General features: G+C 39.4%; 13 protein-coding genes. All 13 read right to left on the reverse strand.

Annotated features, from left to right (window positions below):
* Positions 1-5: 5 nt before the first annotated feature.
* The gene (locus AC4G3L_RS05095) at positions 6-2,150 is read right to left on the reverse strand and encodes an HD family phosphohydrolase (RefSeq protein ID WP_491075888.1); all 2,145 of its coding nucleotides are present in this window, start codon (positions 2,148-2,150) and stop codon (positions 6-8) included.
* Between the two features lie 157 nt (positions 2,151-2,307).
* Positions 2,308-3,282 (reverse strand): PhoH family protein, encoded by a 975-nt coding sequence (locus AC4G3L_RS05100; RefSeq protein ID WP_491075889.1) that lies wholly within the window; start codon positions 3,280-3,282, stop codon positions 2,308-2,310.
* A 3-nt stretch (positions 3,283-3,285) separates the two neighbouring features.
* Positions 3,286-4,473 carry a sporulation protein YqfD gene (gene yqfD / locus AC4G3L_RS05105; RefSeq protein WP_491075890.1) on the reverse strand — a complete coding sequence of 396 codons (1,188 nt, stop codon included), beginning with the start codon at positions 4,471-4,473 and terminating at the stop codon, positions 3,286-3,288.
* Between the two features lie 17 nt (positions 4,474-4,490).
* Positions 4,491-4,775: a sporulation protein YqfC gene (gene yqfC, locus AC4G3L_RS05110; RefSeq protein WP_491075891.1), complete on the reverse strand. Its 285-nt coding sequence runs from the start codon at positions 4,773-4,775 to the stop codon at positions 4,491-4,493.
* A 471-nt stretch (positions 4,776-5,246) separates the two neighbouring features.
* A complete protein-coding gene (locus tag AC4G3L_RS05115) occupies positions 5,247-5,789 on the reverse strand; it encodes a YqfB family membrane protein (RefSeq protein ID WP_491075892.1) in 543 nt (180 codons plus the stop codon).
* A gap of 36 nt (positions 5,790-5,825) precedes the next feature.
* Positions 5,826-6,824, reverse strand: a complete 999-nt coding sequence (gene floA / locus AC4G3L_RS05120) for a flotillin-like protein FloA (protein ID WP_491075893.1) — start codon at positions 6,822-6,824, stop codon at positions 5,826-5,828.
* A 32-nt stretch (positions 6,825-6,856) separates the two neighbouring features.
* A complete protein-coding gene (locus tag AC4G3L_RS05125; protein ID WP_491075894.1) occupies positions 6,857-8,173 on the reverse strand; it encodes an NfeD family protein in 1,317 nt (438 codons plus the stop codon).
* Positions 8,174-8,308: 135 nt separating this feature from the next.
* Positions 8,309-8,758, reverse strand: a complete 450-nt coding sequence (locus AC4G3L_RS05130; protein WP_491075895.1) for a GatB/YqeY domain-containing protein — start codon at positions 8,756-8,758, stop codon at positions 8,309-8,311.
* A 14-nt stretch (positions 8,759-8,772) separates the two neighbouring features.
* Positions 8,773-8,946, reverse strand: coding sequence for a 30S ribosomal protein S21 (gene rpsU / locus AC4G3L_RS05135; protein WP_066105253.1), 174 nt, complete (start codon positions 8,944-8,946; stop codon positions 8,773-8,775).
* Between the two features lie 250 nt (positions 8,947-9,196).
* Positions 9,197-10,549 carry a tRNA (N(6)-L-threonylcarbamoyladenosine(37)-C(2))-methylthiotransferase MtaB gene (gene mtaB, locus AC4G3L_RS05140; protein ID WP_491075896.1) on the reverse strand — a complete coding sequence of 451 codons (1,353 nt, stop codon included), beginning with the start codon at positions 10,547-10,549 and terminating at the stop codon, positions 9,197-9,199.
* Positions 10,550-10,554: 5 nt separating this feature from the next.
* A complete protein-coding gene (locus AC4G3L_RS05145; protein WP_491075897.1) occupies positions 10,555-11,301 on the reverse strand; it encodes a 16S rRNA (uracil(1498)-N(3))-methyltransferase in 747 nt (248 codons plus the stop codon).
* Between the two features lie 213 nt (positions 11,302-11,514).
* A complete protein-coding gene (gene prmA / locus AC4G3L_RS05150) occupies positions 11,515-12,453 on the reverse strand; it encodes a 50S ribosomal protein L11 methyltransferase (protein WP_491075898.1) in 939 nt (312 codons plus the stop codon).
* Between the two features lie 22 nt (positions 12,454-12,475).
* Entirely contained in the window at positions 12,476-13,600 is a 1,125-nt protein-coding gene (gene dnaJ, locus AC4G3L_RS05155) for a molecular chaperone DnaJ (protein WP_491075899.1), read from the reverse strand.
* Positions 13,601-13,615 lie beyond the last annotated feature (15 nt).

Raw genomic sequence — 13,615 nt, forward strand, 5'->3', positions numbered from 1 at the left:
CTGCTTTATTCTTTTTCTAATTCTGGATATTCAATCCGGTTATGAAAAATGCCAGCTAACGTTTCGCACAATGACTGGCTAACCTTTTCCAGTTCTTTAAACGTTAAATCGCATTCATTTAACTGTCCATCATTCAGTCTATCAGCAATTATTGACTTTACAAGCTTTTCGATTGTCGCTTGCGTAGGAGATTTCAGCGATCGTACAGCCGCCTCCACACTATCAGCAATCCCAATAATAGCTGCTTCTTTCGTTTTGGCTTTTGGCCCCGGATATCTAAAATTCTCTTCCTTAACCTCTCTGCCTGCCTCGCTTGCTTTATAATAAAAGTACTTTAACAAGGTTGTCCCATGATGTTGCTCTACAATATCTACAATCTCTTTTGGAAGCTTATATTTTTCAACCATTTTCGCGCCATCTTTTACATGAGATACAATGATCTTTGTACTTTTCTCTGGTGTCAAGTGATCATGTGGATTCTCGATGTTGATTTGATTCTCGATAAAATAATAAGGTCTTTTTGTTTTTCCTACATCGTGGTAATAACAACCAACCCGCGCAAGTAATCCGTTGGCACCAACCGCTTCACAAGCTGCCTCTGCCAAATTAGCCACCATGACACTATGATGATATGTTCCTGGCGCCTCCGTCAATAACTTTCGTAAAAGTGGATGATTTGGATTTGATAACTCAATCATTCTAATAGAAGAGAATATACCAAATCCTGTTTCAATAAAAGGGAGAATACCAATCGTAAATACTGCTGATGTTACTCCTGAAGCAATCGCCGCTACAGGTATCATGATATAATTAATACCGCTTCCACCAATCCAAATCAGACCTAAAACGACGACCAAATTAATGAGTGCATTAACCATACCAGCTCTTAATATACTGGTACGCTCTACTCCTTGTTTTAAAAGAAGGATTCCCGATATACCGCTTACAAGAATATAAATTCCCATAGTCACATTAACGGTTCCGGCCAATTCCTCCTTAAACATAATGCTGCCGACAACAGAAAGTACAACCGTTATTCCCACAGCATGGCGTTCTCTCATTAATATTGTTACAAGCATCGCCGACATCGCGGCCGGAAAGAAGTAAGCATTTGATTCATGGCTTAATCCAACAAATATATCGATTGTTTTCATTAATAGCAGCGCCAGCAGATAAACCATACTGAAGATAAATAGATTATCCCGATGGTCAATATGATCAGATTTCCTGATCGTATCTCCAAACATTAAATAGACGCCAGTAAAAATAACTATTATAACGGCTGCTAATCCAACATAAGGGAGAAGAGAATCTTCACTATTCAGAAGACCTACCAGCTTTAATTGGCGATAGACTTCTGTATCAATTAAATATCCTTCCTCGACAATAATCTGCCCTTGAAGAATTCTGATTGGTTCAACAGATTCACTTGCATTTTCCCTTGCTTTTTCCGTTGACTCAGGATCAAAAAACACATTTTGAATGATTGCATATCTTCCTAAATCAATGGAGGCTGATTTTAATTTAGCCGGAAGACTTGTGTATTTGATTCCTTCTTCGACTTTCTTTTTCGCATTTTCGACTTCATTTCCCCTAATGCCATCTTTCATCATTTCATTGATACTCGTGATGGTGATATCCTTAGCAATGGATAAATCAGATAAGTTGGACCCCAGTAGATTAATCAAGGTTTCATCTGATAGATCTTTATTGACATTATCTCCTAATTTCTCTCTCAAATCAGATACATATTCCGTAGGCTTGGATAGTGTAAGTGCTGTATCTTCCTTACCTTGCTTCACCTCTTGATTTTTTAAACCGGCGCTAACCACACTCTCTGCAGAAGTGTAAATATCATTAACTAATTTGACTCTTTTTTTCACATATTCTTTATTTACCGTATAAACATCTTCAACGCTATTTATAGCTTTTTGCCGTTTTTCTTTCGTTTCAACAGGATCTTCTATTGTTTTTGGAGACCGAATGGTCGTTTCAGCTACATTATAGAGCTCGACATTCAGTTTTTCCGGTTTAACGCTGCCAAATAAAAAAACAAAAGAAACGAGCGCCATTAATAGAAGCATGCTAACTTGTAATACTGGCTTAGATACAAAATTTTTGACAGGACTGCTTATGTTTTTAAAATTCATACGTTCCCCTTTCTCAGCGGAGAATATTTTATATGTATAATTTTCAAACACTTTATGTAATAATAACAGGTTTCACCGTACGTTTCACTCTGAATTATATAATTAGAAAGGTAAATAATGAAAAAGCCACAGCTAATCTGTGGCGGTTTAATATTTATTAGGAGTGCTCGGTTGGTTCGAAGTTTTCATATGCCTGGATGATTTTTGCTACAAGCGGATGCCGAACCACGTCAGTTTGGTCTAAGTGGATAAACTTAATGCCTGAAACATCTTTTAAAATTCTTTCAGCGGCCTTTAATCCCGATTGCACACCACGTGGCAAATCTATTTGTGAAGTGTCACCAGTCACCACTATTTTGGAGCCAAACCCTAGTCTGGTCAGGAACATTTTCATTTGGGCCTGTGTCGTATTTTGTGCCTCATCAAGTATGACAAAAGCATCATCGAGTGTTCTGCCTCTCATATAAGCCAAAGGCGCAATTTCAATTGTTCCACGCTCAATAAGCCTTGCAGTTTGCTCTAATCCCAATATATCATGAAGCGCATCATACAGAGGCCTTAAATATGGATCTACTTTTTCCTTTAAATCTCCTGGTAAGAAGCCCAGGCTTTCACCTGCTTCAACTGCTGGCCTTGTTAAAATAATACGTTTTACATGACCATTTTTCAAAGCAGTTACAGCCATTACTACGGCTAAATAGGTTTTACCGGTTCCAGCAGGTCCAATCCCAAAAACTAAGTCCTTCCCTCTTATGGCAGAAATGTACTCTTTTTGTCCCAAAGTTTTTATACGGATTGATTTACCTTTAGCACTTCTGGCTATTTCCTCATCATATAAATCAGCAAAGTACTCCAAAGTACCGTTATTCGATAAATTAATGGAATAGACAACTTCACGGGGTCCAATCTTAATTCCTTTTCGAATAATGACCAAAAGCGTTTGTAGAATGTTATCTGCTTTTTCCAAGTTTTCCGGTGTGCCGGACACGCTGATTGTTTCACCTCTGGATACAATACTGACGTCCAACTCGCTTTCCAGTATCTTTAGATTGCTATCATGTACACCAAACAGTTCAGCAGCTTCACTTGGTGACTCCAATTGTAAATTAATCAATTTAGACTTCTCTGGCATTCCTTAGTCTCCTTGAATCATCGGTTGTCCGATTGCAATATTTTCTAAAACTTGATAATGTATAGTCATTTTAACTTTACCATTGTCAAGCTGGTTTTTCAAAATTTTTTCATTAATGACTCTGGCATCATCAGGGGCAATCTTGAGAACATCCTTTTCCCCCATGTTCAACGCCAGCTTTTCTGCTTCAGATTTCGTATATACTCGAGTAACCTTTTCCTTACTGCGATATATTTTTTTATGGTAGGCGATTGGGAGATCCCACTTAAAAAATTTAAACGTCTTTCGGTCCTCCTCCACTTCATACTCTTTGAATTTATGATGGCCAAATCCCCATATCGGCACTTGAACATTACCAAAGTTAAGATTGTATTTATTCTTAGCATCACCATTAAACACGTAGAAATTCGTCTTAAGCGGTACCTCAACACTAGTTGTATACCAAGCTTCCGCCATAACCTTTCCTTTAGCCCCCACAAATTTTTGGTTGTCTTCTTTTCCAATAAATCCGCTGACAAGGATTTGGCCTTCTTTGACAACCTGGTGCTTTTCAACCAAGCCTTGTCCCCTTTCAACCATTGTTTGAACAATGGTTGCTTTTTTAGATGAAACGAGATTTACATAAAGATCTGCGGGATTTTTTTCTGGCTGTTTTTTTTCAACAACCTGAAAATGGAAGGTCGTCCCTTCCAACTGCACACCTATCCAAGTAATAGCTGGCACCCGTTTACTGAGTTCTTTTTGGATATCTTCCATGTCATCCACGGTAAATTGAAGCTTACCTACTTTTATATTCATTTTATCCAATTCTTTTCTTACCTGATGTTCAATCGCCGGACTTGCACCTTCTATTTTTATCCCCCAAATCATATTTGATAAAATAAAAATAATAATAAAAAACATCGTAACCCCAACAACCAAGCCGCTATATTTTTTTAACTTTAAGGCAAAAAAAGGCCCACCCTTCCTTTCTACAAAAAAGACCTTGCACTCACTATTCCTAACTGATTTCCGTAATTTAGGAACATCCTGCAACTTTATATAAAAAACAACTGTTTCTGTGCCCATATTTTTTGCATCCCAAACTTGAATACCCTCTTTAAGCATTCTGTTAATTAAACGTTCTATCCCCCGCCCTTTTATTTGCACCTTGATGTAACCGGTAATAGTATTCGTCCAATGATTTTTCATAAGAACCTCCCCTTAGGTTATTCTTCTAGAAAGATAACCTGATCAATTTTCCCTTCAAGTAAGATTTCTTCTGGAAGAATCGTTTTTAATACAAATGCCTGACCCTTGACAAGGAGTTGTCCGTTCTTAAGCAGCAATCTTAATTCCTGATCTGAAAATGCAAGTAAGCCTTTATGATTTTCTATGTAAATATGGATTTGACCCACCATCGTGATCCTCGGTAAATCCATCATAATATCTTGAGGCAGGTCCATTGCGGCCGTGACCCACTTTTTAATACGATACCCCCATGCACGAGCCATAAGGAAACCTCCCTCTCCCTAAACTAATTAATGAGCCAATAGTTATAAAGCTGTTCAGTTAAATCACTTCAATATCATACCTATTCTAAAAGAGACCATTAAATGCTAAATTAAAGACACCGTCTTAATAATACATAAGATGATGAGGATCCCTCAGCCATTCATTTTTAATCTTTACGGTCAACAGGAAATCAAAATTATGAGAAGGCATCTAATCATTTCTTTATACATAAAAATGGAGAACATACATTTTATTTCAGTTCTTTAATCTTTTTAAATCACATTGCGTATAAACTTCTGGATGAAGTACCGGCACATATCAATGCACCGGGTGAAGTGGAACTTGGGGAAGGGCAATAAAAAAACCCCTGAAATGTTAGATTTGGTTTCTAACAATTCAGGGGCAATTCGATGCTTCAAAAAGTTCTGCCTAAAGTCTATATACGTTTAAACAGCAGTAATATAAAGCTCCTATCGAATCTGTTTTCTTCTCGAACGAGGAGGACCCAAGATTTCCGACATAATAAACGCTTCTTGTAAGTCTATATTCCGTGCATTAAAACCTCGTTTGACCGGCTCTTGCTTTGCTTGTTTGACGGCTTTCTGAACCAATGGTTTAAATTCCTTTGGAACACTTATTTCAGGCTTAGTTTCTTTTATTATAACGGGCCTTTCAGCTTGATTAACTTTTTTCTTTTGGGCCTCGTACTGCTCCTTAATCGTTTGAGCAAGAGAAGTTGCTTCTTTTTGCAAATCAGGACGCTGTCTAACTTTCTTTTGAAGTTCTCTTTCACGTTCCTGAATTTTTTTTCTAATATCTTCATCCTGATTTCTAACAACTGTTTGGTTTGATTCCCTAACAGGCTCGCTTTTATTTACAGGAGGTGATGTATACTTTCTATTTGGCTTATTATCAGGCTTTTCCGTCCCTTTATCTCTTTGAAAGAACCAGCTTATTAAACTGATGATTACAAAAAGGATAAGAGGATTATCCCAAACTGCTCCCATAACCATGGACAGGACCTCCTTTCCCAGCTTTAGACAGGAAGATTATTCATTATCCAGATTTCGATCATCTTTGTTGGTTTTGCTGATAGATTCTCTCATATTCGTATCAGAAGCAAGGTTTTGATAGTTCATGTAATCCATAACGCCCATATTACCTGCTTTGAAAGCATGAGCCATAGCAAGCGGTACCTCAGCCTCAGATTCCACTACCTTCGCTCTCATCTCTTCTACTCTTGCTTTCATCTCTTGTTCTTGTGCAATTGCCATGGCACGACGCTCTTCAGCTTTTGCCTGAGCAATCTTTTTATCTGCTTCGGCTTGCTCTGTCTGCAGCTCTGCACCAATATTTTTACCGATATCAACATCTGCTATATCAATGGATAAAATTTCAAATGCTGTTCCGGCATCCAGGCCTTTACTTAGAACAGTTTGAGAAATACGTTCCGGATTTTCCAAAACAGTTGTATGGCTTGCACTGGAACCAATAGTGGAAATTACACCTTCTCCAACCCTGGCGATAACAGTCTCTTCTCCTGCACCCCCAACCAGACGTTCAATATTGGCACGGACCGTGATTCTAGCCTTCGCTTTCACTTCAATCCCATTAATAGCTACACCCGCAATAAACGGTGTTTCTATAACTTTAGGGTTAACACTCATTTGCACAGCTTCAAGTACGTCACGACCTGCCAGATCAATTGCAGCACAACGTTCAAACGTTAATTCGATATTGGCACGGTGAGCAGCGATTAATGCATTAACCACCCGATCGACATTACCACCTGCCAAATAATGGCTTTCCAATTGATTCGTCGTTACATTTAAACCTGCTTTTCTTGCTTTAATCAAAGGATTGATCACACGGCTTGGGGATACACGACGCAACCTCATCCCAACCAATGTAAAGATACTTACTCGCACTCCGGAAGCTATCGCCGAAATCCAAAGCATAACCGGTACAAATGTAAATAGTACTGCCAATAAAATAATCACTAAAGCAATGCCCACTAGAGCAAATATAGATGCTGATGTTAATACCATTGCGTTAAAACTCCCTTCATTCTTATCCTTATTTATAATTCAAATGGTCTTACTACTATACGAGAACCTTCTGTTTTAATGACTTTTACATGTGTTCCCTTCATGATAAAGCTGCCTTCACTTACCACGTCAATTCTTTCTCCTTCAAGCAAAAGCGTTCCGGAAGGCCGCAAATCAGTCACTAGAACTCCTACTTTTCCAATTAGCTCATTGCGATTAACATTTGAAACATAACCACTCTCTGTATTCGTGGAATCGGTAAGTATAATCCTGTCAAAGGCCGTCATTTTCTTCCCAAATACTTTTATTAATACTACAATTGCTATAAATCCAGCAATCAATGCAATTAATATGGCGATTGCCATCTGCTCCACATCCCCCGCAGCAAGAAAGAAACTTGCTATAATTGCAATAAAACCAATAACACCTACAATACCGCCAGGAAGGAAAAATTCCAGTAATAGTAATCCTATACCAACTATAAATAGAATTAACGTTTCATACCCAGCCAGCCCTGAAACCATATGTCCATAAAAGAACAATAACAGGGACGTAATGCCGGCTAAACCAGGCAAACCGAAACCAGGCGAAAAAAGTTCAACGACAAGGCCAATAGTACCAATCGATAAAAGGATAGGAATGACAATCGGATTCGTCAGAAAACGGGCAACTTTATCAGCTAAGCTTTCTCCAAAATGAATCAGTTCTGCTTTGTCATATCCCAATGTCTTTAATAAATCCTTCTGATTTTCAACCGTACCTTCACTATAGCCAACCTTTATAGCCTGATTCGCTGTAAGTGTAAGCAATTTTCCTTTTTCAGCTCCATACTCCGGCAAATCAATATCTTCATCCGCCATTGCTTTCGCATAGAGAGGATCCCTTCCACTGGATTCAGCAGCCTTTTGCATATTAGCGAGCCAATAGGACTGGGCTTTTTTATCGGCAGCATTTCCATCAGATGTTATGACCGCTGCTGCACCCATTGTAGCGCCGGGCACCATATAAATTTCATCAGCGTTTAAAGAAATAAAAGCACCTGCAGATAAGGCACGGTTATTGACAAAGGCAACCGTTTTTAATTCGGTATTTGCAAATATTTCTCCAATTTCATCGGCTGCATCTACCGCCCCGCCAGGTGTATTGATATCAAATATAATTGCCTTCGCTCCATCTTTTTCAGCTGTTGCGATCGCTCGTTTCAAAAAGTTAGATAAACCTTTTTCCACCTCATCCTGCAGAGGTACTATGTAAACTTTATCTGCGTTCGCATTTCCTGACGGAGGACCTGCGATTCCTATTAAAAATAATGCAAAGATGATGATCCATGCCCACCATCTTTTCCTCATACTTATTCAACCTCCTTTCCTTCTTTATTTTATTGTCTATAATTCATTATACGTTATTATTGTGCATAAGTTTCACAATACTTGGTTTATTGTATATAAAAAACCCGCAAATTTAATTTGCGGGTTTTAAACGTCTTATTTTGTAAGATTTTGCAGTACAAGTTTATTGACTAAAGATCCATCAGCTTTACCCTTCACTTTTGGCATGACTGCGGACATTACTTTGCCCATGTCAGCCTTGGAAGTGGCATTCGTCTCGGCAATCGCTTGAGTAACAATCGCATTTAACTCATCCTCGGATAATTGTTTTGGCAAATATGCCTCGACAATTTCGATTTCTGATTGAAGCTTTTCGACCAAATCTTGACGGCCTGCTTTATCAAATTCCTGGAGGGAGTCTTTGCGTTGCTTTAATTCGCGAGAAAGCACGGTTAACTCTTCATCTTCGGATAATTCTTGTTTACCAAGCTTTATTCCTTCATTCTGAAGAGAAGCCTTTACCATTCGGATGACGGAGAGCTTGTCTTTTTCTCTGTTCTTCATAGCTTGTTTCATATCGCTGTTTAAACGCTCAACAAGACTCATTAAGTGCACCTCTTTTAGAACTTGCGTTTTCTCGCAGCTTCAGACTTTTTCTTACGTTTTACACTAGGTTTTTCATAGAATTCGCGCTTTCTTACTTCCTGCATAGTACCTTGCTTGGAAACTGTGCGTTTGAAGCGTCGAAGAGCATCTTCAAGCGATTCGTTTTTCTTAACGACTGTTTTAGACATCTCTTTCCCTCCCTCCGAGCACAACAACTCTAATTTCCTACACATAGAAGGAAACCATGTACCATCAAATTATAATATATGTGTCATTCAAGGTCAACTGTTATTCCTATATTCGTGTAGGTTAATTAGTTAGCCATCTCTAAACAGACTAAAATATTTTAGTTCCGTCTATTTATTTTATACCTCACTTCATAAAAATCAAAACGGGCGGATACTTAGAATTACTCTGTAACCGCCCATCTTTCAATTATTACAAATTAACGACAGCTTGTTCGACCGTATCATCCATAACACGAACAAATTGTCCTTCATTGTACGGATAACCAGCTTTCGTGATTTTCACTTTCACGATCTTCCCTACCATATCTTCTGTAGCAGGGAATACGACTTTCAAATAGTTATCGGAATAGCCTTGATATAGCCCTTTTGTCTCTCCATCTTCAAATGGTTCCTCTGGGATGACTTCCAGCACTTCATTTTCATACTGAGATGCATATTCTTTGGCAAGCTGCTCTGATAACGATATTAAACGGTGAACACGATCATTTTTCACATCTTCGTCTACTTGATCTTCCATACGGGCAGCCGGAGTACCAGTCCGTTTTGAATAAGGGAAAACATGCAGTTCTGAGAAATGTTGATCTTTAATAAAGTTATACGTTTCCATAAACTCTTCTTCTGTTTCACCAGGGAAACCTACAATTACATCTGACGTCACTGCTAAATCCGGAATAATTTCACGCAATCTTTCCAATCGTTCCGCAAAGAATTCAGAAGAGTATTTCCGGCGCATACGCTTAAGCACGGTATTAGAAGCTGATTGTACAGGAATGTGCAGATGCGGAACCACTTTATCAGATTCGCGCAATACTTCAATGACTTCATCCGTTATTTGAGAGGCTTCAATAGATGATATGCGAATACGTTTCAGTCCATCAACCCTTTGATCCAATTCCCTCAATAACATAGCCAGATTGTAATCCTTCAAGTCTTCCCCATAACCGCCTGTGTGAATACCAGTTAAGACAATTTCTTTATAACCGGCTGCGACAAGCTGCTGTGCCTGGCGAACAACCTCCTCTGGATCACGGGAACGCAATAAACCGCGTGCCCAAGGAATAATACAAAATGTACAAAAATTATTGCATCCTTCCTGAATTTTCAGAGACGCACGCGTCCGATCCGTAAATGCCGGTACGTCCAATTCTTCATAAATTCTTGTTTTCATAATATTTCTTACGCCGTTAATAGGTTGTCTTTCCGTTAAATAAGTATCAATATAACCTATTAATTTATCGCGATCCTGCGTTCCGACCACAATGTCCACACCGGGAATTGCCATAATTTCTGCCGGTGAAGTTTGCGCATAACAGCCTGTTACGCAAATAACTGCATCTGGGTTCTTCCGCACTGCCCTCCGGATGACCTGCCGGCTTTTCTTATCACCAGTATTTGTAACGGTACATGTATTAATCACATAAACATCCGAGCGTTGTTCAAACTCTACTCTTTCGTAGCCTGACGCTTGAAACAGCTGCCATATCGCCTCTGTCTCATAATGATTGACTTTACATCCTAATGTATGGAAAGCTACTGTAGCCATTCCCTTCACCTCACTAATTCTAATTGATAAGATATGGCTGACAAAGCATATAATGGTGCAGTCTCTGTACGTAAGATACGCGGTCCCAGACTGCATGTTTGAAAGCCGTTTTCTAAAAGTTGATTCACTTCTGCCGAATCCAAGCCACCTTCAGGACCAAATACCATTAAAAGAGTTTGCCCTGGAACCATTTCTCCGATTGTTTTAGCCAATTGAGACGCTTCCCCTTGCTTTGCATCCTCTTCATAAGCTACCAGCTTATAATCAAATCTATGAGCAAGGTCCAGCAACCTGCGTATGTCTACAGGGTCGGATACCTCGGGAATTTCTGTCCTGTGAGATTGTTCTGCAGCTTCTTTCGCTATTTTCCGGAGACGTTCTGTTTTTTTTTCAGCCTTTTTAGTATCCCATTTTACTATAGAACGAGTTGCATTAAAAGGGATAAAGGAATATGCACCCAGTTCTGTCCCTTTTTGGATAATCCATTCTAGTTTATCCCCTTTGGGCAAACCGTTCACAATGGTAACCTGTATCGGCAATTCTTTTGATTCCTCTATCCAATCCAATATGCGGCCAGTCAGAGTTTTTTCTTGAATGGATTCAATTTTAACGATCGCTGTCTTTTGATTCATTACTCCATAAAACGTATCTCCCGCAGTCATACGCATAACCCGGGTCATATGGTGAAAATCATCTCCGGTTATCGTTACCTCAAATTGATCATCTGATTTCTCAATAAAATATCTCTGCATGGCCAGCACCTTTCTGTCCTTTAAAATCACTGACGCCTAGGCGTCAGGATAGCGAAAAATCATTTAGATTCCTTGCGATTTTTCTGCCATCCGCCCTAGGCTTTTAACTTAATTTTAGACGGAGTTTGAATTTCTACTGATTTAATTTCTTATTCCGGCATCCATCTCTTCACCTTCCTGAGGATCAGAGACATCTGCTGAATCAAGTTAAATCTATAATTTACGAGCAGTGATAGAAACCCAGTCTTCCATCGTCATAACTTCTTCAATCACAAGTCCAGCTTGTTTTATAGCTTCTTCCACTTCATGGCGTTTTTGTTGAATGATACCAGAAGATATAAATGTTCCGCCCGGTTTTAGCACTCTGGCTACATCTTCTGTACATCGAACAATGATTTCAGCCAAAATATTGGCTACCACAATATCAGCTTCAAAATCAATTCCTTTTAAAAGGTCATTTTGTTTAATTGTAACCTTATCATGGACTTTATTTAATTTACAGTTCACTCTGGCACTATTTACAGCAACCTCATCTAAATCAAGAGCCAAAATGGAATCAGCGCCAAATTTAGCTGCTGTTATTGTGAGGACACCAGAACCTGTTCCCACATCAATGACCTTCATACCTGGTTTGACCGTCTTCTCGAGCGCTTGAATACAAAGTACAGTTGTTGGATGTGTGCCAGTACCGAATGCCATACCTGGATCCAATTCAATGATTTTTTCATCTGTATGAACTGGGGTATATTCCTCCCATGTTGGGACAATCGTTACCTGTTCAGAGACCTTTACAGGATGGTAATATTTTTTCCATGCAGTGGACCATTCTTCCTCATTAACCTCGCTGATGGTTATTTCATTATGACCAAGATCGATATCATACTTTATTAAATTATTGATAAGATCTTTAATCCCATCCACTGTGTCACCAAGGAAACTGGTGACAGGAAGATAAGCTTTTACAATAACGCCTTCTTTTGGAAAATCAGCAGGATTAAGTTGATAGATTTCTCCGAATACATTCTCCCTTTCACGAACCAGTTCAAGGGGATCCTCTATCACTACCCCACTTGCCCCAGCTTCATGTAAAATATTCGATATTGGTTCGACCGCTTCATTTGTTGTATGAATACTTAATTCGGACCATTTCATTCTCTACCAACTCCTACCTTTATTATTCACCTTTTATTGCTCTTTTCACTTTCGCAAAGAAACCTTCATCATTTTCGTCCAACTGGCCATGACCACTGATATCAGCGAATTCGCGAATTAGTTCTTTTTGTTTATCGGTTAATTTTGTTGGTGTTACAACTAAAATACGGATATGCTGATCACCCTGTCCATATCCTCTTACATTTGGCACACCTTTCCCTTTTAAGCGGAAACGAGTACCTGTTTGTGTCCCAGCAGGCACTTTCAGTTTCACTTTACCATGCATGGTTGGAACTTCGATTTCATCACCCAGAGCAGCCTGTGCAAAGGTAATTGGCATTTCACAATAAATATCATCCCCGTCACGCTCAAAAAACTCATGCGGTTTGATTTGGAATACAACATATAAATCTCCCGGAGGTCCGCCATTAATACCAGGCTCACCTTTACCAGGAACGCGCAGCTGCTGGCCGTCATCGACACCGGCAGGGACTTTAATTTGAATTTTATTACGTTTTTTCACAACGCCTTTACCATGGCAAGTGCCACATTTATGTTTAATCAGCTTACCTGTACCGCTGCAGTGCTGACATACTCTCCGGTTTACAATACGGCCAAATGGAGTATTTTGCTCTACATTTAACTGGCCTGTACCATTACAATGTGTACAAGTTTCAGGTTGTGTTCCAGGCTTGGCTCCGGATCCTTTACATGTTTCACATTCTTCTTCTTTTGGAATTTCAATGGTTGTTTCTGTACCAAACACTGCCTCATCAAAAGATAACGTCATTGTATATTGCAGGTCTGCACCTTGCCTTGGAGCATTCGGATCTCTTCTTCTTCCGCCTCCGCCAAAGAAGGAGTTGAAAATATCTTCAAAGCCGCCGAAGCCTTCAAAGCCTGCTCCGCCTCCGCCAAATCCCTGTGTAGGGTCTTCATGACCAAATTGATCGTATCTTGCTTTCTTTTGGTCATCGCTTAGCACTTCATAAGCTTCCTGAATCTCTTTAAATTTTTCTGCTGCATCTGCTTCTTTATTGAGGTCAGGGTGATACTGCTTGGAAAGGCGGCGATATGCTTTTTTCAACTCATCCTTCGAGGCATTTTTGCCAACCCCCAACACCTCATAATAATCCCGTTTGCTCATTCCTCACACTCCTGA

Source organism: Bacillus sp. z33 (assembly GCF_058313615.1).